Here is a 25,255-nt window from a genome sequence, read left to right on the forward strand (position 1 = left end):
CGGCTGCGCGGAACGCCTTACTGTCAGGGCATGATTTCCCGCAGGACTCTTCTCTCCGGCCTCGCCGCGACGACGGCCGCCGGATGTACGCCCAGCCAGCCCGTTTCGACGGGCATGCCGTATCCGATCGCGCCGCCGCCGCCGGACCGGGCGACGATGGGGCTGGATGCAGTGATCGACCTCAGCCGCAGCGTGACCGTCACCGATTTCCGGGCAGTGCGGCAGAGCAACATCCTGGGCGTCATCCATAAGGCGACCGAGGGTGGCGACTATCTCGACACCGCCTATGCCGGCCGGCGTCCTGCCGCCGAGGCCGCGGGCCTGCTCTGGGGCGCCTATCACTTCGGCACCGGCCAGACGGCGGGCGCGCGGCAGGCGGCATACTTCCTCTCGGTCGCGCGGCCCGGTCCACGCACCTTGCTCGCCCTCGACCTCGAGGCCAACGAGAACAATCCGCGCAACTCGATGCGTGTCGACCAGGCGGAGGAGTTCGTGCAGGCGGTGGCCGCGGCGACGGGCCGGCTGCCGATCGTCTACGTGCACCCGACCTGGGCCAACGGCGATCCGCTGCCGAACTCAGGCCTCAGCCTCGGCGCGCGCATTACGCCGGAATCGATCCTCGCGCGCTGCGGCCTGTGGGTCGCCGACTATCACGATTCGCCCGAGGTGCCGTTCGCCTGGGAAGCCAAGGGCTGGCGGCTCTGGCAGTACGCCGGCGACGAGAGCGTGGGCAAGCCGGCCTACGGCCAGACCAACATTGTGAAGGGCGTCAGCCACTGCGACCGCAACCTGTTCAACGGCGACGCCGCCGAGCTGCAGCGCTTCTGGGGCGGGGCCTAAGCCGGCAGCGGCAGGTCGAGCGTCGTGGTGCGGCGCATTTCCCGGCGGTGCTTCTGGTCGTCGAACGGCCGGGCACGATGCATGGTGCAGCGATTGTCCCAGATCACGAAGTCATGCGGCTGCCAGATGTGGCGGTAGGTGAACTCGCGCTGCGTGGCATGGTCGCTGAGGTCGCGCAGGAGTAGCCGTCCCTCCGGCACCGGCATGTCGACGACATGCTCGGCGTGCGACGCGAGATAGAGCGCGCGGCGGCCTGACGTCGGGATGGTGCGCACCAGCGGATGCACGGCGCCCTTCAGCTTGTCTTTCTCGTCGTCGTTGAAGTCGAAGCCCAGCACGTGACGCGAATAGACGATGGTATGATAGACGCGCAGCCCTTCGAGCGACGCGCGGGTTTCCTCGTCGAGCGCATCGTAGGCGGCGCGCATGTCGGCGAACTCCGTATCGGCCCGCACCGAGGGCACCACGCGCGCCGACAGCATCGAATAGCGGCCCGGCGGATCGACGAACGACGCATCGGTGTGCCACAGGCGGTTGCCGACCGACGAGGCGCGCATGCGGTTGTTGGCGTCGCGGATCTTGCCTTCCTTGTCGACGTTCGAAACGTCGGCAATCGCCTCGTTGCCGAACCGGTTGGCGCCGATGGCCGAGGAGGAGGTGCGGGCATGCAGGGTGCCGTCGAAGCGCTGCGCGAAGTCGAGCTGCTCCTCGTTGGTGAACTTCTGGTCGCGGAACACCAGCACGGCGTACTTGTCCATGCCGGCGCGGATCGCTTCCAGCGATTCGCGGTCATGCACCTGGCGCAAATCGATCGGGCCGGCTTCACCGGCGAAGACGGGCGTGAGCGGCTTGAAGGTGACGGTCATCCTGTGTTCCCTCCCGGAGAACGATTGACACCATCCTGATGGAAGTCCGCACGCCGACCAATACGGATTTTGCGCCTCAGCCGCGCGGCGGTATCGCCCTCAGGTAGCGGGCGACGGGACCGAGCAGCGCGGCCAGGTGGGCGTCGCCGGGCATGCCGCTCAGGAGTTCGCCGGGCGTGCACCAGGGATAGGGCAGGCGGGTGATCCAGCTCATGACGGCGTCGAGGTGGCTGGCCGGCACGACCTCCATCACATCGATGGTGATGACCAGTTTCTCGACCAGGCCGTCGGCCGCGGCGAAGGACCAGTCGTAGGTGCCGGCGCCCACGCGCATCGGCCCGTTGTTGCGCGCCGACATGGCCACGAACCACGGGCAGGAGAAGTGGTGCCGGTCGGCCGCCGCCGGCTGGGCAAGGCCGAACGTGTAGACGTTCTCGTAATCGCGGGCGAAGCCGCGGGACAGGGTGTCCTCGATCGTGGCCAGTCCTTCCATCGCACCCGGAAAGGATATGGCATCGGTCTTCACGACCATCTCGAGCCGGGCGTTTGCGGCAAAGGCCTGCCGCATCAGCACCGGCCGGTTCATGTCCTTGGCGTGGAAATAGGTCGTGATGGCTTCGAGGGGCGTGGGCATGCGGCCCTCACCGTAGCCGATCGTCCATATCCGGCCAGCGATATTTGACCGTGCGCGGCCCGGCGTCTCCAGGTTGCCGTCACAAGCTGCCGGGTCTTTAATCATCCGATACAGAAGACGTAAGATATCAGGAGGGGCGTATGGCCAGCAGCAACATCACCGTGACGCCGATCGCGGGTTCGCTCGGTGCGGAGGTGACGGGTGTCGACCTGCGCACCATGGATAACCACGACTGGGCGCAGGTCCACCAGGCGTTCCTCGACTACAAGGTGATTGCGATCCGCGGCCAGGAACTGTCGCCGCAGGACCAGATGGACTTCGGCGCGCGCTTCGGCGAGCCCAACCACTATCCCTTCGTGAAGGGCATGGACGACTTTCCGTTCCTGTTCGACATCGTCAAGGAGCCGTCCGAGAAGCGCAATTTCGGTGGCGGCTGGCACTCCGACACGACCTACATGAAGACCCCGCCGCTCGCGACCTTGCTCTATGCGCTGGAGACGCCGGACCGCGGCGGCGACACGCTCTATTGCGACACGGTCGCGGCCTATGAGGCCCTGTCGGATCGCATGAAGGAGATGTTGGGCACGCTGAAGGGCGTCAACAGCGCGGGCCTGAAACATCTCGGCGGCCGCAAGGCGCACCATTCCGTGGTCGGCGGCATGAAGATCACCGGCACCGAGGATGCCGACTCCTTCGAGTCGGTGCATCCGATCGTGCGTACGATCGAGGAGACCGGCCAGAAGGCGCTCTATTGCAGCATTGGCCATACCATCGCGTTCGAAGGCATGACGCCGGAAGAGAGCAAGCCGATGATCGACTGGCTGCAGGCGCATGCGACGCGGCCCGAATTCACCTGCCGCGTCCAGTGGAAGCCCGGCACGATCACGGTCTGGGACAACCGGCGCACGATGCACAACGCCATCAACGACTATCACGGCATGCGTCGCCACATGCGCCGCCTGACCTCGGGCCCGACGAACCCGGTTTGATCCGGAGCGGGGCACGCGATTTCCTGGGTCCCGGTGCGCGGATCCAGGCCGACGTTGAAGCAAGCAACTACCGGGCCGAAGTGACCCGTCGCGCGAATCTATAGAAGTTGATCGAATAGACGGCTTTTGAAAAAGTCTCCGGAGTTATCGCGTCTGGAGACGGCTCATGGAAATCGGCGTTTTCATTCCGATTGGCAGCAACGGCTGGATCGTCTCGACGACGTCGCCCCAGTACAAGCCGAGCTTCGAGCTGAACAAGCAGACCACGCTCAACGCCGAGCGCTACGGCTTCGACTTTGCCCTGTCGATGATCAAGTTGCGCGGCTTCGGCGGCAAGAGCGAGTTCTGGGACCACAATCTCGAATCCTTCACGCTGATGGCCGGCCTCGCGGCCGTGACGTCAAAGATCAAGCTCTATGCGACGGTGCCGACCCTGGCGATTCCGCCGGCGATCGCAGCCCGCATGTGCTCGACGATCGATTCGATCTCGAACGGTCGCTTTGGCTTGAACGTGATCACCGGCTGGCAGCGGCCTGAGTATTCGCAGATGGGTATCTGGCCGGGCGACGAGTATTTCGGCCGCCGCTACGACTTCGCGGCCGAGTACGTCCAGGTGATGCGCGAGCTGTGGGAGACGGGCACGTCCAACTTCAAGGGCGAGTTCTTCAAGATGGAGGACTGCAAGCTCAGCCCCCGTCCGCAGCAGCCCATGAAGGTGATCTGCGCCGGGCAGAGCGACGCCGGCATGGCCTTCACGGCGAAGTATGCCGACTACAATTTCTGCTTCGGCAAGGGATTCAACACGCCGACGGCCTGTGCCGAGACCGTCGAGCGCATGCAGAAGATCGCCGCCGGCACCGGTCGCGATATCTCGACCTACGCGCTGTTCATGATCATTACCGGCGAGACCGATGCCGAAGCCGAAGCCAAGTGGCAGCACTACAAGGACGGAGCCGACCTGGAGGCACTGCGCTGGCTCACCGACCAGGGCAGCGCCGACAAGAAGTCCGGCGCCGACACCAACGTGAAGCACATGATCGATCCGACGTCGGCGGTGAACCTGAACATCGGCCTCCTCGTCGGCAGCCACGCCAAGGTGGCGCGGATGATGGACGAGGTCGCGACCATTCCTGGCCTCGCCGGCACGCTGCTCACCTTCGATGAGTTCGTGAGTGGCACCGAGATCTTCGGCGAGCGCATCCAGCCGCTGATGAGGAGCCGCCGGCATGTCGCCTCGGCCGTCACCCCCGTCGCGGAGGCCGCGGAATGACCAAGCCCGTCAGCTACTTCCCGTCCGACGATCCGAACGCGCGCTATCTCGAGGCGCGGCCCGAGCCGATGATGATCCGGCCGCAGGAGACCGCGCTCATCGTGGTCGACATGCAGAACGCCTATGCCTCGAAGGGTGGCTATCTCGACCTGGCGGGCTTCGATGTTTCCGGCGCGGCCGCCGCCATCGAGAAGACCAAGGAGGCCTGCGCCGCGGCGCGGGCCGCGGGCGTGACGGTCATCTACTTCCAGAATGGCTGGGATCCGGATTACGTGGAAGCGGGCGGACCGGGCTCGCCCAACTTCCACAAGTCGAACGCGCTCAAAACCATGCGGGCCAAGCCCGAGCTGCAGGGCAAGCTGCTGGCCAAGGGTGGCTGGGACTACGAGCTGGTGCAGGAGCTGCCGCCGCAGCCGGGCGACATCGTGGTCCCGAAGCCGCGCTACTCCGCTTTCTACAACACCAATCTCGACAGCATCCTGCGCTCGCGCGGCATCCGCACCCTGGTGTTCACCGGCGTGGCGACCAATGTCTGCGTCGAGTCCACGCTGCGCGACGGCTTCTTCCTCGAATATTTCGGCGTGGCGCTCCACGACGCCTGCCACCACGCCGGCCCCGACTTCATCCAGAAGGCCTCGCTCTACAACATCGAGAAGTTCTTCGGTTGGGTCTCCTCGGTCGAGGAGTTCCAGACCGCGCTGAAGGCCAACACCAATCCCACCCTGACCACGCAGAGGGCAGACTGATGCCAATGAAGCCTGTAGTGCCGGCCGGTACCGGCAAGACGCTCGCGCCTTACTCGCCCGGCGCGATGGCCGACGGCATCGTCTATGTCTCGGGGACGCTGGCGCTCGACAAGGAAACCAACGTCGTCCATGTCGGCGACGCCGCCAAGCAGACCGAATTCGTGCTGGAACAGATCAAGTCGGTGATCGAGACGGCCGGCGGCACGATGGCCGATGTCACCTTCAACCAGATCTTCCTGACCGACTGGGCCAACTACGCCGCGATCAACACCGTCTACGCGAAGTATTTTCCGGGCGACAAGCCGGCACGCTACTGCATCCAGTGCGGCCTGGTGAAGAAAGACGCGCTGGTCGAGATCGCGACGACCGCTCACGTCGGCGTTAAGTGAGCGTCGACGTCCTCGAAAGCACCCAGGGCGAGGGGGCGCCAACCGTCCTGCTGTCCTCCGGCCTGGGCGGCGCGGCGGGCTATTGGGCGCCGCAGCTCGACGCCCTGCGCACAAGGTTCCGCGTCATTACCTACGATCAGGCGGGGACGGGGCGCGCGAAACGCGAGCTGCCGGAGAACTACACGATCGGTTCGATGGCCGATGACGTGCTGGCGATCCTCGACCAGACCGGCACGACCGCCTGCCACTTCGTCGGTCACGCGCTGGGCGGCCTTATAGGCCTCGACCTCGCGCGACGGACGCCGGAGCGATTGACGTCGCTCACGGTCGTCAACGGCTGGGCGGCGGCTGACGACCATACGAAGCGCTGCTTCGAGGCGCGGCTGCTGCTCCTGAAACATGCCGGCCCTGCCGCCTATGTGCGGGCCCAGCCGATCTTCCTCTATCCGGCCCTGTGGCTTGCCGGGAACGCAGAGCGGGCTCGCCGCGAAGACGAGCACGGGCTCGCGCATTTCCAGGGCGAGGAGACGCTGCGCCGCCGGATCGGGGCGCTGCTGCGCTTCGACGCGACGGCCGACCTCGCCGCACTCCAGACGCCGACCTTCGTCATGGGCTCCCGGGACGACGTGCTCGTTCCCGTCACCAAATCCGAGGAACTGGCGGCCAACCTGCCGAACGCGATCCTGAACGTCGCGGACTATGGCGGCCATGGCGTGAACGTCGTCGTGCCGGACACATTCAACGCGGCGTTGCTCGAGTTCCTCGGTCGGACCTGAACGCGCGAAGGACCGGTTGCTCGCGCCGCCGGGCGAGGCCCGATGCGGCAAAGAGACCTCATCCGGCATTGCATTTCGGTGATCGGCTGGCCGCACTTTCGTTAGCGGGTGCGCTTGTCTATCTGATAGGTCGAACCGACCATCAGCGGGATTTGCAATGACCGAGGCAACCGGGCCGCTCGCCGGCATTCGTATTCTGGACCTGACGACCGTCCTGTTCGGGCCGTTCGGCGCCCAGACGCTGGGCGACTGGGGCGCCGACCTGATCAAGGTCGAGGGCCTCACCGGCGACCAGTGGCGCTACACCGGCCAGTTCCGGAACCGCGGCATGAGCGGCCAGTTCATGGCCGCCAACCGCAACAAGCGCAGCGTCGCGGTCGACCTCAAGACCAAAGGGGGCGCCGAAGTGCTGCGCCGCCTGATCGCCAAGGCGGACGCGCTGGTCACCAACATCCGCCCGGCCGCGCTGGAGCGGCTGGGCTTCGGCTACGAGGCCTGCAAGGCGCTGAACCCGAAGATCATCTACGCGGCCGCCACCGGCTTCGGCCAGGACGGGCCGTGGGCCAAGCGGCCGGCGTTCGACGAGATCGTGCAGGCCGCCTCCGGTCTCGCCTCTTCCATCGGTACGGACGAAGAGCCGGCCTTCGTGCCGAGCCTGGTCGGCGACAAGCTCTGTGGACTGGCGCTCGCGGGCGCCGTGGCCGCCGCCTTGGTCTATCGCGAGCGCACCGGCAAGGGTCAGCTCGTCGAGGTGCCGATGCTGGAGACGGTCGCGGCCTTCAACAGCATCGAGATGCTGGGCGGTCATGCGTTCATCCCGCCGATCGGGCCCGCGGGCTACAAGCGGGTCAAGGAGCGCCGCCCGGTGAAGACCAAGGACGGCTGGCTCACCATGCTGCCGTACTCGGGCGATAACTGGTGCACCTTCTTCGAGACGGTCGGCCACCCCGAATGCATCGAGGAGTTCTCGGTGCGCGATCCGATCAAGCGGGCGGCCAACATCGACGCGATCTACAAGCGCATGAACAAGATCGCCCTGGAGCGGACCACCGCCGAATGGGAAGCGCTGCTGCTCAAGATCGACGTGCCGCACGCCTCGTTCGCGAAGATGAAGGAGGTCCAGGATCAGCCGCACCTGAAGGCCGTCGGCCTGTTCCAGGAGCTGGATCATCCGACCGAAGGGAAGATCCAGCAGGCCCGTCCGCCGGCGCGCTTCTCGGAAAGCCCGGCCGCCATCCGCCGCCTGCCGCCGACGCTTGGGCAGCATACGCGGGAGATCCTGGCGGAAGTCGGTTACAGCGACGCCGAGGTCGAAGCGCTGCTCGGCGCCAAGGCGATCGGCGAGACCGCCACGGCGTGAGCAAGGAGAGGGCGATCAGCCCTCCATGATCCACTTCGCGCCCGAGGAGATTGCGATCTCCTTCACCTTGGCGAGCAGGTTGGGGCCGACCGGGATGCCGGTCTTCAGGCGCGCCGCGGCGGTGCGGCGCTCGGGATCGCCCGCGACCTGCACCGGCTTGGCGGGATCGGCCGGCCGCGTGGCGCGCAGCGTGTCGCAGAAGGCCGCGACATCGGCCTGGAAGTCGGCGGTGTCGCGGAACATGCCGGGATCCATCGCCAGGAAGAAGTGGCCGATGTCGATCGGGCCCGGCCGCGTGTTGCGCGTCGGGTCCGTCACCATCAGGCCGCCCGACAGCGCCGAGCTCAGGATGTTGACCATGCCGCCAAGGCCGTAGCCCTTGTGGCTGCTGCCTTCGGGCGTGCCGCCGAGCGGCGTCATGAAGCCGCCCTTGCTGACCTCGTGCGGATCGGTGCTGGGCAGGCCGTTCTTGGTCACCAGCCAGCCGGTCGGCGTCTGCAGCTTCTCGTTCGCCTTGTTGCGGATCTTGCCGGCGGCCACCGTCGTGGTCGCCATGTCGAGCAGGAACGGTTCGCCCGGCTTGCCGGGGGCGGCGAAGGCGATCGGGTCGGTACCGAGGCGAGCCTGCGCGCCGTTGGTCGGCGCCATGTTGATGCCGCTGGCCGAGGTGGTGGCCATGCCGATGAAGCCGGCATCGACGGCCTGCAGCACGTAGAACCCGCACGCGCCGAAGTGACCGGAGTTGCGCACCGCCGCCACGCCGATGCCGGTCTTCTTCGCCTTCTCGATGGCGATCTCCATGGCGCGACGTCCGGCGGGATGGCCGAGGCCGCCGCTGCCGTCGACCAGCACCGAGACCGGCGTTTCTTTCACGACCTTCGGCTCGGCGGTCACGTTGAGCTTGTTGGCGAGGCGACGCTCGTCATAGGGCGGCACCATCGAGATGCCGTGCGTGTCGATGCCGTGCAGGTCCGCCCAGCTCATGATCTCGGCGGTGCCGGCCGCCGTCGCCTTGGGCATGCCCCAGGCTTCGAGGATCAGTTCGAGCTGCTTGCGATGGATTTCGTACGACGCGGGCATTCTGCTCTCCTTTGGCCGCCGGCACTGCCAGGCGCTTCGCGGGAGAGCATAGACCGGCCGGCCGGCAATCCTGAACAGGAGAGCCGGGCGCAGCGTTCGGACAGCAGAACGCGGCCGAGGAGCTCCGGTCCGATAATTCGGTATTTCCGGCAGGAATCGTCACATTCCGTGCGGGCTGGATACCGGGTTGCAAAATAGGCGGCAGGGCGGCGCCGTACCGGCTAGGATGGGCGCATGTCCGATCTTGAAGCGCTCCGCAAATCGCTCGCCCTTTCGTCCGAAGGGCTCGAATCCGAGGAAAAGAAGAAGATGGCCGTGGATGCCATTGGGAAGATCCTCTACGCGCTGGGGCATGGCGTCGGCCCGTTCGGGGAATGGGAGCAACGCTGCCTGGCGGCGGCGATCATCTCGTTGCGCTCCGGCAAGTACGACGAATCGCGGACCATGGCGCGGCGGGCGATCTGGCCCGAGGAGAACCGGCGCAATTCCGGGGTCGCGCGGTTTCCGCTGCGGCCCGGAATGCTGAGCATTCCCGAACTGGCGCGCGAGCTCGAGATCGCACGTACCCTGCCGGGACGGGGAAAGCCGCGGCCGCCGATCGAGTAGCGCAATCCTCTTCGCCGGCAACCGACCGGGCGAGGCAGATCGTTCTCCGTCCTGTCCGAAGTTTGGCAAAGCTCTCCATTGGATGCTGGCGCGTTCCGGCGCATTTTCAGAGCGTCGAAAGACCGCGGGATTTGAGGAGCAGCTTGCGCCGCGTCATCAAGTGCTAAAGCGTCACGATACTTTCGTGGGCTCCGCTTACGATGGATGAGACAGCGATGACCCAGGCCCTTCTTCCGGCTCTTCCCCTCCAAACGACTTGTCGACGCGGCATGTGCCGCATGTGTTGCCGGCTCGGCTGAGCCGCACTTCCAAACAAGACAGACAGTTTTTGCGAGATCAGACCGGCCCTTCTCAGGGCTGGAGGAGTAGAGCCATGTCCGAACCCTTCATCGTCGAAATCTGGGGCGAGCCCGCGGGCATCGTCCTGCGCGAAGGCAACGCCTTCCGTTTCCATGCGACCGCCCGTCCGTACTTCGCGCTCGACGGCACGCAGTTCACCACGCCCGGCCATGCCCGCCTCGCCGCCGCCCGGCTGCAGCGCGGCGCCGGCCGCTCGTCCCTCGCGCATTGATCGGAGGCAGACTTCCCATGATTACCCGACAAAGCCTCATCGCGGCCGTCGCCATCGCGGCGGGCCTGATGACCACCATCGTCGCGGCGCGCGCCCAGGCGCCGGCCCCCCAGGTACAGGCCGACGTGGTGCTGACCAACGTCTCCTACGACCCGACCCGCGAACTCTACAAGGCGCTGAACGATGCCTTCGTGAAGGAGCAGGCGGCCGCCGGCCAGAAGGTGACGATCCGCACCTCTCACGGCGGCTCGGGCAAGCAGGCCCGCTCGGTCATCGACGGGCTGGAAGCCGACGTCGTCACCCTGGCGCTGGCCGGCGACATCGACGCCATCGCCCGTGAATCGAAGCGCCTGCCGGAGAACTGGCAGTCGCGTCTGCCCAACAACAGCTCACCCTACACCTCGACCATCGTGTTCGTGGTGCGCAAGGGCAACCCGAAGGGCATCAAGGACTGGTCCGATCTCGCCAAGCCCGGCATCTCCGTCATGACACCGAACCCGAAGACCTCGGGCGGCGCGCGCTGGAACTATCTCGCGGCCTGGGCCTACGAACTCGACAAGACCAAGGGTGACCAGGCCGCCGCTCGCAAGTTCGTCGAGGCGATCTACAAGAACGTGCCGGTGCTCGACTCCGGCGCGCGCGGCACGACCACGACCTTCGCCCAGCGCGCGGTCGGCGACGTGCTGATCGCCTGGGAGAACGAGGCCTTCCTGATCCTGCAGGAGTTCGGCGCCGACAAGTTCGACATCGTCGTGCCGGACTTCTCCATCCTGGCCGAGCCGCCGGTGTCGATCGTCGATGTCGTCGTCGACAAGCGCGGCACCCGCAAGGTGGCGCAGGCCTATCTCGACTTCCTCTACTCGCCGGCGGGCCAGAAGATCATCGCCCGCAACTTCTACCGGCCGCTCCATCCGGAGAGTGCCGATCCCACCGACGTCGCCCGCTTCCCCAAGATCCGGCTCGTGACGATCGGCGACGTGTTCGGCGGCTGGAGCAAGGCCCAGCCCACGCACTTCGCCGACGGCGCGCTGTTCGACCAGATCTACCAGCCGGCCAAGTCCGCGACGCGCTGAGCGTAGCAATCCGATAACGCCGAAGTCGGATCACCGTCCAGCTTCGGTCCCCCCAACCACGATTACCTCAGCCCCGAGGCCGGAGTCGCACGCCCAGCCGTCGTCCCCGATTGCTGTCGCTCGCCTCCGCTCGACCAGATCTCTCGTCACCTACCGCGTTTTGTTCTGCGTCCCCTGGAGTACCCGATGTCTCGTTTTCCCAACCGCCGTCACTTCCTTCATGCCGCCGCGGCGACCGGCGCTCTTCTGCCGGTCGGCGTGCTGGCCCGCGCCCTGACGAGCGGCGGCTTGCCGGCCGAATTCGATCCCGCGATCTGCCGCGCCTCGTTCGGCACGCCCGTCGTGCTGCCGGAGAAGCGGTCGTTGAAGCTCACCTGGAACGCGACCGCGATCTGCACCGTCGGCGTCGCCGTGGCGCAGGAGAAGGGCCACTTCAAGCAGCACAATCTCGATGTCGAGCTGATCAATTTCGGCGGTTCGACCGACCAGTTGCTGGAAGCGATCGCGACCGGCAAGGCCGATGCCGGCGTCGGCATGGCGCTACGCTGGCTGAAGCCGCTGGAAGGCGGCTTCGACGTCAAGATCGCGGCCGGCATCCATGGCGGCTGCATGCGACTGTTCGCGGCGCCGAACAGCGGCATCACGAAGATCACCGACTTCAAGGGCAAGGCGATCGGCATCACCGATCTCGCCGCGCCCGACCGCAACTTCTTCTCGATCATGCTTCACCAGGCCGGCGTCGATCCCAACAAGGACGTCGAATGGAAGGTGTTCCCCGGCGACGTGCTGCCGGTCGCGCTCAAGAAGGGCGAAGTGCAGGGCTTCTGCCAGGGCGATCCGCTGGGCTGGATGGCGCGCGAGCGCGACGGTCTCACCGAGATCGCCAACAATCTGAGCGGCGAGTTCGCCCATCGCACCTGCTGCGTGCTGGGCATCCGCGGCAACCTCATCCGCCAGGAGAAGCCGGTGGCGGCCGCTTTGGTGCAGTCGCTGCTCGAAGCTCAGGTGTGGGTCGCGGCGAACCCGGAAGCGGCGGCGGCGATCTTCGCGCCGCACGCCAAGGCGCCGGTCGACCAGCTCGTCGCGATGCTGAAGAGCCACACGCATCATCACGCGCCGCTCGCGGCCGACCTGCGCAGCCAGATCGCGGCTTACGGCCAGGAGCTGAAGCAGGTCGCCGTGTTCAAGCAGAGCACCGACATCGACAAGTACGCCGCGCGGGTAACCGCCGACGTGCTGTCCTGACGGAGGCAGATGTGACGACGATCGCTGAAACCACCATCGTGGAGAGGGAGCCGCGCAAGCTGCGCGTCTCCGTCGCCATAGACGAACCGCTGCCACGGCCGGCTCTCCTGCTGGCCGTGGCGGGCCTGGCCTGGCTGGGCGTGGGTGTCCTCACGCTCCAGTGGCCCGATGCGCAGGAACTCGATCGCACGTCGCTGCTGGCCGCGCTCGCGCTGGCCTTCGGCGCGGTCCAGCTGGCGGCCTATGCCGGCGGCTGGCTGCTGGTGCCGTTGGCGAAGCTCGGCCGTTACGCGCCGTGGCTCGTGGTGCTGGCGATCTGGCTCGGGGTCTGGGAGATCGTGACCGCCAAGCTAGATTTGCTGCCGCTGCCGTTCTTTCCGTCACCGCAGGCCTTCGTCGAGGTCTACACCGACGACTGGCGGCGGCTGGGCGATTCGCTGCTGGCCTCGCTGTGGCTGCTGTTCCGCGGCTTCGCCATCGGCGCGGTGATCGGCTTCTCGGTAGGCGTGGCGCTGGGCTGGTCCAAGCGCGCGGGCTACTGGATCCATCCGCTGATGCGGCTGGTGGGGCCGCTGCCCGCCACCGCGTGGTTGCCGCTCGCCTTCTTCATCTTCCCGACCAGCGCGGCGGCCAGCACCTTCCTGATCGCGCTGGCGACGGCCTTCCCGCTGACCGTGCTCACCTGGTCCGGCGTCGCGGGCGTGCAGACGGCTTACTACGACGTGGCGCGCACTCTCGGCGCCAACCCGCGCTTCCTGATCTTCAAGGTCGCGATCCCGGCGGCGCTGCCGCACGTCTTCGTCGGCCTGTTCATGGGGCTGGGTTCGTCTTTCGCGGTGCTGGTCGTGGCCGAGATGCTCGGCGTGAAGTCGGGCCTCGGCTGGTACCTGCAATGGGCCCAGGGCTGGGCGGCCTACGCCAACATGTACGGCGCGCTGCTCGTCATGGCGCTGATGTGCTCGGCGCTGATCACCTTGTTGTTCCGCGTGCGCGACCGCTTGCTCGCCTGGCAGAAAGGACTCGTCCAATGGTAGCGCTTGCAACGAAGGCGCCGGTGCTTGCCACCGGCGCGGCGCTTGAAGTGCGCGACATCGATCACGGTTTCGTCCTGCACGGCGAATATCTGCCGGTGCTGGAGGAAGTGTCCTTCAACGTCGAGCCGGGCGAGTTCGTGGCGCTCCTCGGACCCAGCGGCTGCGGCAAGTCCACCCTGCTGCGGCTGGTGGCCGGCCTCGATCGGCCGCGCCACGGCGGGCTCGCGGTCGACGGCGAGGAAGTCACCGGTCCCGATCCGTCGAGGGTCGTCGTCTTCCAGGATCCGACGCTCTATCCGTGGCGCACGGTGTGGCGCAACGCGTCGTTGGGGCTGGAGGCGAGGGGACTGTTGAAGCAGCAGCGCAACAGGGTCGACGAGGCTCTGGCGTTGGTCGGGCTCGACCAGTTCGCGCAGGTCTATCCGCACCAGCTCTCGGGTGGCATGGCGCAGCGTGCGTCGCTGGCGCGGGCGCTGGTCAACGATCCGCGCCTGCTGATCCTCGACGAGCCGCTGGGCAAGCTCGACAGCCTGACGCGGCTCACGATGCAGGGCGAGATCACGCGGCTGTGGCAGGCGCGCGGCTTCACCGTGCTGATGGTGACGCACGATGTCGAGGAAGCGCTCTTGCTCTCGAACCGGGTGATCGTGTTCAGCGACCGGCCGGCGCGCATCCGTGCCGACTTCAAGGTCGACCTGCCTTATCCGCGCCATCGCGATCATCCCGAGCTGCTGCGCCTGCGCCGCGAGCTTCTGGGGCTGCTCGGCCTCGCCCGCGACTGGTAGGGGCAGGGCCTTGTCGCTCGGCAGGGAATGGGCGGGAGACCGGCGCGGCGCCCGCGCGAAGACCCTGGACGACCAGACGGTCGATACCGAGATCGCGCGGACGCTGGCCGTGGCCCTGGCCATGGGCAGCGACAGGGACCTCAACGAGATGCTGCGCGGCCTGGCCGGGGTTCCGGCCGGTGCTTCGTTCGCGGTCAGCCAACCCGACCGGGGTGTCTGGCTGACCGTCGAGGGCAGCCGCGTCATCGCCGAACGGAAGAGACCGAGTGGTATCGGCCTCGTCGGTCCTGAAACTCTACGAGCCAATGGTCCCTCCATCGGCCGCGCCATGATCGCGGCCCTCACGCAATCGACGGCATTGGCCGACGCGACGAAGCTGGTGCGTCCGTTGCTGGGCCCGGCGGAGACGCCGTCGCGCCGGCAATTCGATGCCTTGCTTCCCTGGGCGCCGGCGGTCGAGCAGGTGGCCTACAAGACCGCGGCGTCCATCGCCGTGACGCTCGATCTGCTTCGCTCGCATGTGGTTCCCGCCGAGCCGGGCACGCCGGTGCGCACGAGCCTGTTGTTCCAGTACTGGCAGCGCATGCATGCGGCCGCGCAATTCATCCTGCTCGCGTCCGATGCCGCGGCCGGCCCGTGGCTGGGCGAGATGGCGCGGCAGTTCAACTGGGTCAACTGGACGCCGACCTTCACGCTGCTGCGCGAACGCACGACCTGGCTGGCGGCCTGCGCCGCCCGCTCGGCCGCTGCGTTCGGCGAGCCGGTGATCCCGAACTATCTCGCGCAGCTCGCGGCGGCGCGGCATCCGTTCAAGATCTTCGATGCCCTGTTCGGCCTGGCGTCGATCGCGCTCGGCAATCCGACGCTGGCTCCCGCGATCGCGGCCGAGATCCGGTTGCTGCATCGCCTGGTCGAAGCAGACGGCCGGCAGCCGTCACGCTACAGCCTGCACGCCTATGCCGATGCGCTCGCGCTGATCGAGGGGACGGCGGACTGGAGCAGGGCCCCCGCCGACGAGATCGAGGCGCTGGGCTGGACGGCGAATGCAGAGGACGGCCTCGCCACCGCGGTCGCCCTGCGCACCGATCCCGCGATCATCACGCAGTCGGGCCACATGCTGGGCTTCCTGATCCTGCCCACGGTGTTCGCGACGCCTGTCGCACGCTTCAATCCGGATCGCCGGCACGCGCCGAAGTCACGCCCCGCGACGTCCGCCAATACCATCGCGCACGTCCTGCGCAGTGCGTGGGGTCCCACGACGCCGGTCGCCAACCGAACTCTTCACTAAGGTTCATTCTGCAACGTCGGAACGAGAAGAAAAGATTGGCTCCATCGAGCGCGCAAATCGACGGACTCGTTTCATTGATTGTTGCCGCCATCGCCGCCACGTTTAGGTCATGATGATGCCCGCAGACCTGCCCGCACATTCGGCCCGCACACACGCTTCCTGTCGCTGTCGCCCCTGTTGATCGCGCGCGGCGCGAGCGCCGCATGACGACCCATCCTCCATCATCGATCGGCCCCTGTCGGGCCGTCACGTTCCCAAAGACAATCATTTGGAGAATATCATGAGCATTGGACGACACGTGCTCGCGGCCCTTCCGGGTGCGCCCTTGTCGATACTTGCCGAGTGGGCGCGGCTTTTCACCAGCGCGCCGGATGCGCGCGACCAGCTCGACGCGCTGCGGCGGGCGGAGCTCAGGGCGAAGGTCGATATCCGCGCCGTGCTCGACCGGTTGGCCAACGAGTTCGACGTGCTGAGCCACGACGTCGACGAGGCGATGGCCCGCGTCAGCGACACGCTGGGGGATCTCACCGGCGAAGTCGAACGCGACCTGGCCCACGCCATCGAGGAAGCGGACCAGTACTAAGCGCGGAGCAAGACACATTCGCGAGGCATCGTCGCAGCGGGGAGATCCTGCTGCGTTTCGCGCCAAGTTCGACAAAGCAAACCATTGTTCCGCGACGTCTCCGGGCGCATTTCTGGAGCGTCGAAAGTGAGACAGCGATGACCTCGGTCCTTCTTCGGAATCATACGATCTGTTGACGCGGCATATACCGCATCGATTGCCGGCTCAGCTGAGCCGGACTTCCCCGAGACATTTTCAAGAGACCTGGCCGGTCCTTCGGGACCGGATGAGTGGAACCATGCCGACTTCAGCAGAACATGTCGTCGACCTGAGGCGTCGCTTCGACGGAACGTCACCCTCGCGCATCCTGGAGGCGGTCCTGGGCGAGGTCTTCACCGGCCGCATCGCCGTCGTCTCGTCGTTCGGCGCGGACTCGAGTGTCCTGCTGCACCTGGTGGCGGAGGTCGATCGTGCGACGCCGGTGCTGTTCGTCGATACCGGCCGCCACTTTCCCGAGACGCTCCAACATCGCGATCGTCTGGTGCGCCATCTCGGCCTGTTGGACGTGCGCAGTGTCGGTCCGTCGGCCGAGGAAGTGGCGCGCCGCGATGCCGATCTGAGCCGCGCCACCTGGGATCCCGACGGCTGCTGCGCCTTCCGCAAGATCGAGCCGCTGCAGCGTGCGCTGTCGGGCTTCGATGCCTGGATCACCGGCCGCAAGCGCTTCCAGGCCACGACGCGCAGCGAGCTTGCCGTGTTCGAGGTCGATGGCGTGCAGGCCAAGATCAATCCGCTGGCGCGCTGGACCCAAGCCGAGATCGACGCCCATGCCGAACGCCACGGCCTGCCGGAGCATCCGCTGGCGGCGCACGGCTATCCCTCGATCGGCTGCGCGCCCTGCACCTCGGCCATCCGGCCGGGCGAGGACCCGCGCGCGGGCCGGTGGCGCGGACTCGAGAAGACCGAGTGCGGCATCCATCGCCCTTCGGATGCTCTCGCCACGGCCTTCCAGTTCGGCAAGTGAGAGGGGTCGATCCCCGCCTTTCGCGGGACGGGCGGTCGATGCAGCCATCGTGTCCTATCTACAAGAATGGGCCGGGGAACCGTTGGCCCTCTCGGGAGTTAAGAACGGCGCAAACCGTGTGAATGGCAGCGTTGGAGGTCAAGTCATGGAACGGAAACAGACGATCTACGATCTGGCCGTTCGTGTCTGTCGCGCCGTACGCGGCGTCCGCAGCGACCGTGAGACCTGGATCGGTCTCGAACTGGTGCAGCGGGAGCTGGGCGACGAGAAGCCATCGGCGGTCGATGCCGCCGTCGCCTTCGCGGCCGCCAAGGGCTGGCTTTCCATCGGCGGCCGGCCATCCCACAGCGTGATGCTAGGACAAGGGGCGCCCTGAGCTTTCGTCATTTGACGCGCTGAGGGGCCAACCTTCAGGGTTGGTGCATGACCGTCGATTACGCACGCACCATCCCGATCCTCGCCTCGCTCGACATCGCCGAGACCAGCGCCTTCTATACGAAGAAGCTCGGCTTCACCGTCGGCTACGAGGATGTGAACTACCTGATCGTCAAGCGCGACGAGATGGAGCTCCATTTCTGGAAGACCGACGATCCGAAGTTCCCCCAGAATACGTCCTGCTACATCCGTGGCGGCCAGGTTGGCGCCCTGCATGCCGAGTTCGCGGCGCTCAGCGTGCCGCGCCTGTCGCCGTTCGAAGTGCGGCCGTGGAACATGAAGGAGTTCTACATCCACGACCCGCACGGCAACCTGCTCAAGTTCGGCTGCGGCGAGTGGTGAGGCGCGGCTAGGGCCGGCCGATCTCGTCCAGTGCACGCTGCAGCGGCTCGCCGGAGATTTGCAGCCAGCTGTGATGCATGGGGTCGCCGAGCTGCAGGATCAGGAAGATCGCCCCGGTGACCGCGAGCGAGGAGAGGCCGAGGCTCGCGACCACCGTGAGGTTGGGCGGTGCGAACACGCCGAAACTCACGAACACCAGGAACAGCCAGAAGATCAGCACGAACAGGAACTGCGTCGGCACCGTCGTGCCGGGGTTCTCCCAGAGCAGCCAGCGCTCGGCGTAGATCTGGTTGGTGATGGTGAGCGCCTGAGTCGCGAGTGCCGTGTGGCGTCGGTCGGGCAACGAGAGCGACAGGACTTCGCCCAGCAGCGCATCGAGAAGGTCGGCGGTGCCACGCGTGCCGCGCACATCGTTCCTGGTGGGTGGGAACAGCTCGGTCTGCTTGTGGCCGGCATAGTCGCGCAGGCGATTGCGCGCGGCGTCGGCCTCGGGCCCGTAGGCGCGCAGCATGTGGTCGAGCTGCACGATGTCGGAGCCGAGCTTGGTCACGATGCCGGCGTTCACCGAATAGGCGCTGTTGGCCGACGACAGCATCAGCGCCAGCACCAGCGATGTGAGCGAGGCGACGATGGCCGCCGACAGTTTGACGACATCGCCCGATTCCTTGCTGAGGTGATGGCGGGGAAGGGCGCGCGAGAGGAAGAGGCCGATCAGTCCGCCGCCGAACATTGCGACGAACGCCAGCGCACAGATGAACGTGTACGACAGATCGACCATCCCACCTGATAGCAGGTCTCGCAGCGCGGCTCGCGCTTTTGTTGCGCGCGCGGAGGGGCGGGACCTAGTATCGGCGCGCCGGATTGCAGAGGGAACGAAGATGGCTGCGCTGTTGAACGAGACCGACCTGATCGACCGCATCCTGGCGCATATCGACGGCAAGACGACCGACAAGGGCACGGTGGTCTGGCGCGAGCCGGTCGAGAACTATCATTCTCCCGAGCGCTTTGCGGCCGAGATCGCGGTGTTGCGCCGCGTGCCGATGGCCTTCTGCCCGTCGGCGGCACTGTCCGAGCCGGGCTCCTACATCGCGCGCACGACGGTCGGCACGCCGCTGCTGGTCGTGCGCGGCACCGACGGCGTGGTGCGCGGCTTCCGCAACGCCTGCCGCCATCGCGGCATGAAGCTGGAGGAGGGCGAGGGCTGCAAGCGCGCCTTCGCCTGCCCCTATCATGCCTGGACCTACGGGCTCGACGGCTCACTGCGCCACATCCCGGGTGAGGACGGCTTTCCCGGCCTCGACAAGGAGGCGCACGGGCTGGTGCCGGTCGCTTCGGTGCAGGAGAGGAACGGCATCGTCTTCGTGACGCAGGACGAGCCCTTGTCGGACGGCCCGCTCGGAGACCTGCCTGAGGTGCTGACCGACGACTACGTGCTCTTCAACAAGATCGAGTTCGACGACAAGGCGAACTGGAAGGTGCTGGGCGAGACCTCGATGGAGGGCTACCACATCAAGGCGCTGCACAATCAGTCGTTCTTCCCCTACGGCTACGACAATCTCAACGTCGTCGAGCTGCACGGCCGCAATTCGCGCATCGTCTTTCCGTTCCGCCGCATCGAGAAGCTGCGAGCGATGCCGCGCGAGGAATGGAGCACGCAGGGGCGCATCACCGACGTGCACCAGCTCTTTCCCAACACCCATGTCAGCGTGCTGTCGAGCCACGCCATCCTGATCATCCTCGAGCCGGTCTCGCCTTCGGAGACGCACTGGGTCGTCTACCAGCTCGCGCCACGCATCAAGAACGGCAAGCCGCTCGACATCGAGCAGGCGCGCAAGGATGCGAACTTCGTGCAGGAGAGCGGCATTCTGGAAGACCGGCACGCCGCGACGGAGATCCAGCTCGGTTTGGCGTCGGGCGCGAACACGCATTTCACCTTCGGCCACTACGAGCAGGCGATCGGCCACTTCCATCGCCATCTCACGGAGCATGTGGAGATGCTGAAGGCTCGGACTCCTCTCCCCCGCTAGGGGGAGAGGCTGGGTGAGGGGGCGACGCACACTCTCACCGCCTGTAACCCCCTCACCTAACCTCTCCCCCTAGCGGGGGAGAGGAACATGCGCAGCTATGGCGGTCGCCGTTGGAATCGCGTAGGGGCTGGGGTCAAACCACCACTCCAACCGAGGTTCATATGATCCACACAATCGTCGTCGGCCAGTTCAGCAAGATGCTGGGCAATCTTCTCGCCATCCTCACCGAGGCCGAGAAGTATGCCGCCGAGAAGAAGTTCGATGTTTCCGTCCTGCTGCAATCGCGTCTGTCGCCCGATCAATTCAACCTGATCCAGCAGGTCCAGACCGCCTGCGATACCGCCAAGCTCGGCGCCGCGCGCCTGGCCGGCACGGAGAAGGACGCGCCCGTCAACGCCGATACCGAGGCGACGCTGGCCGAGGTCAAGGCGCGCATCGAGGGCACCGTCGCCTATCTGAAGACCTTCAAGGCCGACGCGTTCGCGCAGGCGGCCGAGCGGCGGATCACCCAGCCGCGCTGGAACGGCAAGTCGCTGTCGGGCGAGGAATTCTTCGTCCAGCACGTCATCCCGAACTTCTATTTCCACGTCACGACGACCTACGCGATCCTGCGCCACAACGGCGTGCCGGTCGGCAAGCGTAACTACCTGGGCGCCATGCCCTATCGCGACCCGGCGTAAGGTCCCGACAGAGAGAACAGGCAACTGGCTTCATCACGCACCTTCCGGCACACTGCGAATTGCAGAGCCTCGGGGGAGCGTGGTGAAGCGATCTGTCTTCGTGGCCGTTACGGCCGGCCTGCTGGCGCTCGTGGAACCTGCGATGGCGCAGCGTGCGTCGATCATCGAGGCGCGGGATCATGCCGAACTGCAAGAGAAATTCTGCGCGGCCGATCCGAATGTCGAATATGTGCTGGTGCTGCCGGCGCGGCTCTTCGTCGACAGTCGGCAGGTGATCTGCCGCAGCGGTCCCTACAAGCTCTACCGGATCATCGACGCGCAGGACACGGACGACTTCGCCTATTTCTTCGATCCGCCGTTCTACGAGAAGGGCAAGCGGCTGGGCTGCGACGGCAAGGCCGGGCGCTCGATGCAGATCGTCGCGCTGAACTGCCGGCCGCTCTAGGACGATGAAGCGGCGTGCGTTTCTAGGCGCCGCGGCGCTTGCGTCGCCTTTCAGCGGCGGCTGCATGGCGCAAGCGGCCGACCTCACTGTCGGCTTCGTCTATATCGGCCCGCGCCTCGACTGGGGTTGGAACCAGTCGCACGTCGTCGCGGCGGCCGAGCTCGCGCGGCAACGGGGCGTGACGCTGGTCGAGGCGCCGTACCTGCCCGAGAGCACCGACTATGGCAGCGGCCAGGAGAATGCCGAGACCCTGGCGTACGCAAAGGCGATCGACGGGCTGGTCGCGAGCGGCGCCGGCCTCGTCTTCTCGACCTCGTTCGGCGACGATCCCTTCCTGCAAGCCGCGGCGCTCCGCCATCCCGGCGTCGCGTTCCGCGAAGCCTCGCTGCTTTCTCTGACGAAGGTCCCAGCGAACCTCGGCAGCCAGAACGCGCTGATCAACCAGGGCCACTATGTGAACGGTGTCGCGGCGGGCCTCAGCACGCGCAGCAACAGGCTGGGCTTCGTGGCCGGCCTGCCGTTCGCCGCCGTGCTGCTGAACGTCAATTCGTTCCTGCTGGGCGCGCGCCGCACCAATCCGCAGGTGCGGGTGCACGTCACCTTCACCGACGGCTGGGAGGATGAGGCGCGCGATGCGGCGGCGACCAATGCGCTGATCGATGCGGGCTGCGATGTCGTCACCTGCCATCTCGATGCGCCGAAGCCCGTCATCGCCACGGCGGAGAGCCGTGGCGTGCGGACCTGCGGCCACGCCTTCGACCAGGCGCCGCTGGCGCCCCGGGGCTACATCACCGGTGCCGACTATCACTGGACAGCGATGTTCCGCGGCTTCGTCGAGGCGCGCCGTGCCGGCGGTGCACTGCCGGCCTTCGTGACTGGCGGCTACGACAGGGACTATATCCGCTCCAGCCCGTTCGGCGCCGGGGCGGGGCCTGCCGCCATCGACGTCGCCACGCGCGCGATTGCCGAGATGAAAAAGGGAATGCCGATCTTCACCGGGCCGCTCGACGACAATGCCGGCAGGCGCGTCGTGCCGGCCGGTGCCGTCCTCGGTCCCTACGACGATGCCCTGCAGACCACGGATTACCTGCTCGACGGTGTCGTTGGATCGATCCGCTGACGGTCAGGGTTTCAGTGCCGCCTGTCTTGCGCGCAGCTCGTCGCTGGGGCGGACGTCCTTCGAACGGCTGTAGACGGTGAGCGCGACCAGCAGCACCGCGACCATGAACCCGAACAGCGTGCGATAAGCTTCCTCCGAGCGCGCGCCGTCGGGCAGCGGCGTGAAGGCGCCGACGATCACGCCCGACAGGGTCTGCATGCAGGCGACGCCCAGCATCACCGAGGTGTTCATGGTGGCGATGCCGCGCCCGATCAGCCGGTCGGGGAAGATGCCGCGCCCGTGGGTCATCACCATGGTGCTCGAGGCGCTGAGGAAGCCGATGCCGATGATGGCCGCCATTGCGACCCAGAGCGGCGCGTTGCCCCACAGCGCGAGCGTCGCGAGGATCGCGGCGATCAGCACGGTCCCGGCGATTGCGATGCGCTTGCGCGTGTCGAACACGCGGTCGAGCGGGCTGATGGTCAGCATGCCGATCTGGTAGGCGATCACCGCGACCAGCAGCACGTTGCCCGACTCGACCCGCGTGAGGCCATGGACTTCGCGCAGGAACGGGCCGCCCCACAGGCCCTGCACGGTGAAGGTGCAGGCGTAGTTGCAGAAATTGAGCGCGAGGATGAACTTGAGCTGCGGATTGCGCAGCACTTCGCCGAGGCCGCGCATCATCTCGGCCGCCGTCTCGGTCTTGCGTTCGAGGAAGGGATGGCCCGGCGGCGCGTCGCGCACGATCACCCAGACGCCAAGTGCGGCCAGCGCGGTGAAGGCCACCATGATCGCGAACACGCCGCGCCAGCCGATTTCGCCGGTGCCCCAGGCGAGCGGCGTGGTGGCCAGAAGATTGCCCAAAAGGCCCACGGAGAGGACGACGCCCGCGAGCGTGGCGAACCGGTCGGGCGGGAACCAGCGCGAGATCACCACCATGCTGCCGATCAGCATCACGCCGAAGCCCGCGCCCATCAGCGCGCGCCCGGCCAGCAATTGCGGCCAGCCCGGCGCCAGCGTGAACAGCGTGGCGCCGATCACCGCGACGACCAGCATGCCGGTCACCGTGCGGCGCGGCCCGTAGCGATCGAACAGGAAGCCGCAAGGTATCTGCATCGCCGAGAAGCCGAAGAAGAACGCGCCGGTCAGCGCGCCCAGCGCCTCCGGACCGATGCCGAGGTCGCGCATCAGGTCGAGCCCGATCGTGACATTGGCCGCGCGGAAGAAGTGGCTCGCGACATAGGCCGTCGCCAGCGTCGCCACGATGATCATCGCCTGCCGCCGGATCGCTGGCGACATCAGGCGTTCCCTCTGTTTCCCATTCCCGCTTTCTCAGCCGGCGGAGCCGGTGGTGCGTTTGTGTTGGGAACAGTGCTATCGGCAGGACATGAGCACTGCAATCACGATGTTCCGCCCGCCGGAGTAAAAGAGCCGTCGTCGGCGCAAAAAAAAGGTCCTTCGACTACGCGCCTTCGGCGCTTCGCTCAGGATGACAGCGGTGGGGCGTTCGGCGCACTGCGATGATTGCAATACCTTTGTCATCCTGAGCGCAGCGAAGGACCCTTCCTCGGATGCGGCCATCCGGCTCCTTCCTCGGCACCGCACCGGACAGCTACACACTCTTCATCCATGCGTACGCTCGAACCGCCGCCTCTCCGTTTCCTCGAACGACTGCCGATCCATCCCTGGCTGGTCGTCGGCATCACCTGTGCGGGCGCGTTCATCGGGCAGCTCGACGCGAGCATCGTGCAACTTGCCTTGCCGGCGCTGGCGCAGGGCTTCGATGTCAGGGTCGACGACGTGCGCTGGGTCGCCATCGCCTATCTGCTGGCCTTCGCCTGCAGCCTCGCGGTGTCGGGCCGCGTCTCGGAGATGATGGGGCGGAAGCTGCCCTATCTCGTGGGCTTCGCGCTGTTCACGGTGGCGTCGCTGCTATGCGGCTGGGCGACGTCTTTGGAACAGCTCGTCGCGTTACGTGCGCTGCAGGGCGTCGGCGGCGGGCTTCTGGGCGCCAACAGCATGACCATCCTGGTGACCTCGGTGCCGGCGGACAAACGCCCGCGCGCCATCGGCTGGTTCACCACCGCGCAGGCGGTGGGCGTCAGCACCGGGCCGATCGTCGGCGGCTTCCTGCTCGACGCGCTGGGCTGGCGCTGGATCTTCTGGGCCGCGGTACCGTTCGGCCTTCTGGCCTTCGCAATGGGCTGGCTGGTGCTGCCGCGCAGCCGCGAGAGCGACCGCAAGAGCGACGAGACCTTCGATCTGGCGGGCGCGGTGCTGCTGGTGCCGGCGGTGGGGCTCGGCATGCTGGCGCTGACGCAGGTCTCGGTCTGGGCGCTCGCATCGCCCGTCATGCTGGCGACGGCCGGCGCGTCGATCCTGTTTCTCGTGCTGTTCCTGTGGCGCGAGAAGAGGGCGCGCTGGCCCGTTGTCGATATCGAGCTGTTCCGCACGCGCGACTTCGCGGCGGGCTTCACCGGCGTGGTGATGGGCTATGCGCTGCTCTACGGCATGCTGTTCCTGATGTCGTTCGCCTTCGTGAAGGGCCTCGACAACAGCGCGCACGTTGCCGGTTTGAAACTCGCCACCATCCCGGTCCTGCTGGGGCTGTTCGCGCCGCTCGGCGCCCAGCTCGGCGAACGCTTCACCGCGCGGCGGGTCAGCGCGGCCGGCATGGCGCTCTGCCTGGCGGCGATCCTCGGCCTCGTCACCATCGCCTTCGGGCCCGACCGGCTGGTCGTGCGCCTCGTCACGCTGGCTCTGTTCGGCATGGGTCTCGGCCTGTTTCTCGCGCCCAACAGCCACGCCACGATAGACGCCGCGCCACCGGGCCACGCCTCGTCGGCCGGCGCACTGGTCAATCTCGGCCGCGTGCTGGGAAGCTGCATCGGCGTCTCGGCGGCCTCCTCGATGCTGTCGTGGCGGCTCGGGCGCCTCGCCGGACCCGATCACATGGGCGCTGCCTTCATCGAAGCGGTGGCCGGCAGCCTGCTGGTCCTGGCTGCCTTCGCCCTCGTGGCCATCGTCGCGTCGCTGGCGTTCCGGCGCAGCGACAGACGAAGCCTGTCCGAGTCGGTGTAAGCGCAACG

At 66.8% G+C, this 25,255-nt stretch carries 28 protein-coding genes; 23 read left to right on the forward strand and 5 right to left on the reverse strand.

The features are described 5' to 3' along the window. Nucleotides 1-30: 30 nt before the first annotated feature. Nucleotides 31-840, forward strand: coding sequence for a glycoside hydrolase family 25 protein (locus tag AC1RP5_RS09120; RefSeq protein ID WP_493110319.1), 810 nt, complete (start codon nt 31-33; stop codon nt 838-840). Here the strand turns inward: AC1RP5_RS09120 and AC1RP5_RS09125 are convergent. Next, on the reverse strand, nt 837-1,706 hold the full coding sequence (locus AC1RP5_RS09125; protein WP_493110320.1) for a TauD/TfdA dioxygenase family protein: 870 nt from the start codon (nt 1,704-1,706) through the stop codon (nt 837-839). The two genes, AC1RP5_RS09120 and AC1RP5_RS09125, sit on opposite strands and share 4 nt — an antisense overlap. A gap of 76 nt (nt 1,707-1,782) precedes the next feature. After that, entirely contained in the window at nt 1,783-2,340 is a 558-nt protein-coding gene (locus AC1RP5_RS09130; RefSeq protein ID WP_493110321.1) for a hypothetical protein, read from the reverse strand. 140 nt (nt 2,341-2,480) lie between these two features. Between AC1RP5_RS09130 and AC1RP5_RS09135 the strand changes: the two genes are divergently transcribed. From AC1RP5_RS09135 to AC1RP5_RS09160, 6 genes are all read left to right on the forward strand, one after another. Continuing rightward, nucleotides 2,481-3,329, forward strand: a complete 849-nt coding sequence (locus AC1RP5_RS09135; protein WP_493110322.1) for a TauD/TfdA dioxygenase family protein — start codon at nt 2,481-2,483, stop codon at nt 3,327-3,329. A gap of 166 nt (nt 3,330-3,495) precedes the next feature. Next, nucleotides 3,496-4,599: a pyrimidine utilization protein A gene (rutA, locus tag AC1RP5_RS09140; RefSeq protein ID WP_493110323.1), complete on the forward strand. Its 1,104-nt coding sequence runs from the start codon at nt 3,496-3,498 to the stop codon at nt 4,597-4,599. Next, nucleotides 4,596-5,345, forward strand: a complete 750-nt coding sequence (gene rutB, locus AC1RP5_RS09145) for a pyrimidine utilization protein B (RefSeq protein ID WP_493110324.1) — start codon at nt 4,596-4,598, stop codon at nt 5,343-5,345. Before rutA ends, rutB begins: the two co-directional genes overlap by 4 nt. Then, complete coding sequence (gene rutC, locus AC1RP5_RS09150; protein ID WP_493110325.1) at nt 5,345-5,734, forward strand: pyrimidine utilization protein C; 390 nt, start codon at nt 5,345-5,347, stop codon at nt 5,732-5,734. Before rutB ends, rutC begins: the two co-directional genes overlap by 1 nt. Further along, nucleotides 5,731-6,510 carry a pyrimidine utilization protein D gene (rutD, locus tag AC1RP5_RS09155; protein ID WP_493110326.1) on the forward strand — a complete coding sequence of 260 codons (780 nt, stop codon included), beginning with the start codon at nt 5,731-5,733 and terminating at the stop codon, nt 6,508-6,510. The genes rutC and rutD overlap by 4 nt, the downstream gene beginning before the upstream one ends. A gap of 157 nt (nt 6,511-6,667) precedes the next feature. After that, entirely contained in the window at nt 6,668-7,870 is a 1,203-nt protein-coding gene (locus AC1RP5_RS09160; RefSeq protein WP_493110327.1) for a CaiB/BaiF CoA transferase family protein, read from the forward strand. 15 nt (nt 7,871-7,885) lie between these two features. Here the strand turns inward: AC1RP5_RS09160 and AC1RP5_RS09165 are convergent, their stop codons facing one another. Continuing rightward, nucleotides 7,886-8,950 (reverse strand): Ldh family oxidoreductase, encoded by a 1,065-nt coding sequence (locus tag AC1RP5_RS09165; RefSeq protein ID WP_493110328.1) that lies wholly within the window; start codon nt 8,948-8,950, stop codon nt 7,886-7,888. A 234-nt stretch (nt 8,951-9,184) separates the two neighbouring features. On the opposite strand from AC1RP5_RS09165, the gene AC1RP5_RS09170 reads away from it, so the two are divergent. From AC1RP5_RS09170 to AC1RP5_RS09220, 11 genes are all read left to right on the forward strand, one after another. Next, nucleotides 9,185-9,556 carry a hypothetical protein gene (locus tag AC1RP5_RS09170; protein ID WP_493110329.1) on the forward strand — a complete coding sequence of 124 codons (372 nt, stop codon included), beginning with the start codon at nt 9,185-9,187 and terminating at the stop codon, nt 9,554-9,556. A gap of 373 nt (nt 9,557-9,929) precedes the next feature. Continuing rightward, nucleotides 9,930-10,127 (forward strand): hypothetical protein, encoded by a 198-nt coding sequence (locus AC1RP5_RS09175; RefSeq protein ID WP_493110330.1) that lies wholly within the window; start codon nt 9,930-9,932, stop codon nt 10,125-10,127. Nucleotides 10,128-10,195: 68 nt separating this feature from the next. Then, nucleotides 10,196-11,200, forward strand: a complete 1,005-nt coding sequence (locus AC1RP5_RS09180; RefSeq protein ID WP_493113320.1) for a sulfate ABC transporter substrate-binding protein — start codon at nt 10,196-10,198, stop codon at nt 11,198-11,200. A gap of 186 nt (nt 11,201-11,386) precedes the next feature. Next, the gene (locus AC1RP5_RS09185; RefSeq protein ID WP_493110331.1) at nt 11,387-12,445 is read left to right on the forward strand and encodes an ABC transporter substrate-binding protein; all 1,059 of its coding nucleotides are present in this window, start codon (nt 11,387-11,389) and stop codon (nt 12,443-12,445) included. Between the two features lie 59 nt (nt 12,446-12,504). Then, entirely contained in the window at nt 12,505-13,479 is a 975-nt protein-coding gene (locus AC1RP5_RS09190) for an ABC transporter permease (protein ID WP_493113321.1), read from the forward strand. Continuing rightward, nucleotides 13,473-14,264 (forward strand): ABC transporter ATP-binding protein, encoded by a 792-nt coding sequence (locus AC1RP5_RS09195; RefSeq protein WP_493110332.1) that lies wholly within the window; start codon nt 13,473-13,475, stop codon nt 14,262-14,264. Before AC1RP5_RS09190 ends, AC1RP5_RS09195 begins: the two co-directional genes overlap by 7 nt. A 10-nt stretch (nt 14,265-14,274) precedes the next feature. Beyond that, entirely contained in the window at nt 14,275-15,552 is a 1,278-nt protein-coding gene (locus AC1RP5_RS09200) for a hypothetical protein (RefSeq protein ID WP_493110333.1), read from the forward strand. A gap of 280 nt (nt 15,553-15,832) precedes the next feature. After that, nucleotides 15,833-16,135, forward strand: a complete 303-nt coding sequence (locus AC1RP5_RS09205) for a hypothetical protein (RefSeq protein WP_493110334.1) — start codon at nt 15,833-15,835, stop codon at nt 16,133-16,135. A 277-nt stretch (nt 16,136-16,412) separates the two neighbouring features. After that, complete coding sequence (locus AC1RP5_RS09210) at nt 16,413-17,138, forward strand: phosphoadenylyl-sulfate reductase (protein ID WP_493110335.1); 726 nt, start codon at nt 16,413-16,415, stop codon at nt 17,136-17,138. Between the two features lie 145 nt (nt 17,139-17,283). Beyond that, nucleotides 17,284-17,514: a hypothetical protein gene (locus AC1RP5_RS09215; RefSeq protein WP_493110336.1), complete on the forward strand. Its 231-nt coding sequence runs from the start codon at nt 17,284-17,286 to the stop codon at nt 17,512-17,514. A gap of 47 nt (nt 17,515-17,561) precedes the next feature. After that, complete coding sequence (locus tag AC1RP5_RS09220; RefSeq protein WP_493110337.1) at nt 17,562-17,915, forward strand: bleomycin resistance protein; 354 nt, start codon at nt 17,562-17,564, stop codon at nt 17,913-17,915. A 7-nt stretch (nt 17,916-17,922) separates the two neighbouring features. On the opposite strand, the gene AC1RP5_RS09225 is transcribed toward AC1RP5_RS09220, so the two are convergent. Beyond that, the gene (locus tag AC1RP5_RS09225) at nt 17,923-18,693 is read right to left on the reverse strand and encodes a bestrophin-like domain (RefSeq protein ID WP_493110338.1); all 771 of its coding nucleotides are present in this window, start codon (nt 18,691-18,693) and stop codon (nt 17,923-17,925) included. Nucleotides 18,694-18,793: 100 nt separating this feature from the next. On the opposite strand from AC1RP5_RS09225, the gene AC1RP5_RS09230 reads away from it, so the two are divergent. The 4 genes from AC1RP5_RS09230 to AC1RP5_RS09245 all read left to right on the forward strand — a co-directional run bounded on the left by AC1RP5_RS09230 (nt 18,794) and on the right by AC1RP5_RS09245 (nt 22,187). Next, nucleotides 18,794-19,942 (forward strand): aromatic ring-hydroxylating oxygenase subunit alpha, encoded by a 1,149-nt coding sequence (locus AC1RP5_RS09230; protein WP_493110339.1) that lies wholly within the window; start codon nt 18,794-18,796, stop codon nt 19,940-19,942. A gap of 161 nt (nt 19,943-20,103) precedes the next feature. Next, complete coding sequence (locus tag AC1RP5_RS09235) at nt 20,104-20,622, forward strand: DUF1993 domain-containing protein (protein WP_493110340.1); 519 nt, start codon at nt 20,104-20,106, stop codon at nt 20,620-20,622. A gap of 82 nt (nt 20,623-20,704) precedes the next feature. After that, nucleotides 20,705-21,067: a hypothetical protein gene (locus tag AC1RP5_RS09240; protein ID WP_493110341.1), complete on the forward strand. Its 363-nt coding sequence runs from the start codon at nt 20,705-20,707 to the stop codon at nt 21,065-21,067. A 64-nt stretch (nt 21,068-21,131) separates the two neighbouring features. Further along, nucleotides 21,132-22,187, forward strand: coding sequence for a BMP family ABC transporter substrate-binding protein (locus AC1RP5_RS09245; protein WP_493110342.1), 1,056 nt, complete (start codon nt 21,132-21,134; stop codon nt 22,185-22,187). A 3-nt stretch (nt 22,188-22,190) separates the two neighbouring features. On the opposite strand, the gene AC1RP5_RS09250 is transcribed toward AC1RP5_RS09245, so the two are convergent. Continuing rightward, nucleotides 22,191-23,465 (reverse strand): MFS transporter, encoded by a 1,275-nt coding sequence (locus AC1RP5_RS09250; RefSeq protein ID WP_493110343.1) that lies wholly within the window; start codon nt 23,463-23,465, stop codon nt 22,191-22,193. A gap of 330 nt (nt 23,466-23,795) precedes the next feature. Between AC1RP5_RS09250 and AC1RP5_RS09255 the strand changes: the two genes are divergently transcribed. Then, nucleotides 23,796-25,247, forward strand: coding sequence for an MFS transporter (locus tag AC1RP5_RS09255; protein ID WP_493110344.1), 1,452 nt, complete (start codon nt 23,796-23,798; stop codon nt 25,245-25,247). The last annotated feature ends 8 nt before the right edge of the window (nt 25,248-25,255 follow it).

Source organism: Reyranella sp. GW821-FHT12G01, assembly GCF_058806575.1.

Coding starts and splice junctions, on each gene's coding strand:
- AC1RP5_RS09120 (WP_493110319.1), top strand. CDS start 31: ATGATTTCCCGCAGGACTCTTCTCTCCGGCCTCGCCGCGACGACGGCC.
- AC1RP5_RS09125 (WP_493110320.1), bottom strand. CDS start 1,706: ATGACCGTCACCTTCAAGCCGCTCACGCCCGTCTTCGCCGGTGAAGCC.
- AC1RP5_RS09130 (WP_493110321.1), bottom strand. CDS start 2,340: ATGCCCACGCCCCTCGAAGCCATCACGACCTATTTCCACGCCAAGGAC.
- AC1RP5_RS09135 (WP_493110322.1), top strand. CDS start 2,481: ATGGCCAGCAGCAACATCACCGTGACGCCGATCGCGGGTTCGCTCGGT.
- rutA (WP_493110323.1), top strand. CDS start 3,496: ATGGAAATCGGCGTTTTCATTCCGATTGGCAGCAACGGCTGGATCGTC.
- rutB (WP_493110324.1), top strand. CDS start 4,596: ATGACCAAGCCCGTCAGCTACTTCCCGTCCGACGATCCGAACGCGCGC.
- rutC (WP_493110325.1), top strand. CDS start 5,345: ATGCCAATGAAGCCTGTAGTGCCGGCCGGTACCGGCAAGACGCTCGCG.
- AC1RP5_RS09160 (WP_493110327.1), top strand. CDS start 6,668: ATGACCGAGGCAACCGGGCCGCTCGCCGGCATTCGTATTCTGGACCTG.
- AC1RP5_RS09165 (WP_493110328.1), bottom strand. CDS start 8,950: ATGCCCGCGTCGTACGAAATCCATCGCAAGCAGCTCGAACTGATCCTC.
- AC1RP5_RS09170 (WP_493110329.1), top strand. CDS start 9,185: ATGTCCGATCTTGAAGCGCTCCGCAAATCGCTCGCCCTTTCGTCCGAA.
- AC1RP5_RS09175 (WP_493110330.1), top strand. CDS start 9,930: ATGTCCGAACCCTTCATCGTCGAAATCTGGGGCGAGCCCGCGGGCATC.
- AC1RP5_RS09180 (WP_493113320.1), top strand. CDS start 10,196: ATGACCACCATCGTCGCGGCGCGCGCCCAGGCGCCGGCCCCCCAGGTA.
- AC1RP5_RS09185 (WP_493110331.1), top strand. CDS start 11,387: ATGTCTCGTTTTCCCAACCGCCGTCACTTCCTTCATGCCGCCGCGGCG.
- AC1RP5_RS09195 (WP_493110332.1), top strand. CDS start 13,473: ATGGTAGCGCTTGCAACGAAGGCGCCGGTGCTTGCCACCGGCGCGGCG.
- AC1RP5_RS09205 (WP_493110334.1), top strand. CDS start 15,833: ATGAGCATTGGACGACACGTGCTCGCGGCCCTTCCGGGTGCGCCCTTG.
- AC1RP5_RS09210 (WP_493110335.1), top strand. CDS start 16,413: ATGCCGACTTCAGCAGAACATGTCGTCGACCTGAGGCGTCGCTTCGAC.
- AC1RP5_RS09215 (WP_493110336.1), top strand. CDS start 17,284: ATGGAACGGAAACAGACGATCTACGATCTGGCCGTTCGTGTCTGTCGC.
- AC1RP5_RS09220 (WP_493110337.1), top strand. CDS start 17,562: ATGACCGTCGATTACGCACGCACCATCCCGATCCTCGCCTCGCTCGAC.
- AC1RP5_RS09225 (WP_493110338.1), bottom strand. CDS start 18,693: ATGGTCGATCTGTCGTACACGTTCATCTGTGCGCTGGCGTTCGTCGCA.
- AC1RP5_RS09230 (WP_493110339.1), top strand. CDS start 18,794: ATGGCTGCGCTGTTGAACGAGACCGACCTGATCGACCGCATCCTGGCG.
- AC1RP5_RS09235 (WP_493110340.1), top strand. CDS start 20,104: ATGATCCACACAATCGTCGTCGGCCAGTTCAGCAAGATGCTGGGCAAT.
- AC1RP5_RS09245 (WP_493110342.1), top strand. CDS start 21,132: ATGGCGCAAGCGGCCGACCTCACTGTCGGCTTCGTCTATATCGGCCCG.
- AC1RP5_RS09250 (WP_493110343.1), bottom strand. CDS start 23,465: ATGTCGCCAGCGATCCGGCGGCAGGCGATGATCATCGTGGCGACGCTG.
- AC1RP5_RS09255 (WP_493110344.1), top strand. CDS start 23,796: ATGCGTACGCTCGAACCGCCGCCTCTCCGTTTCCTCGAACGACTGCCG.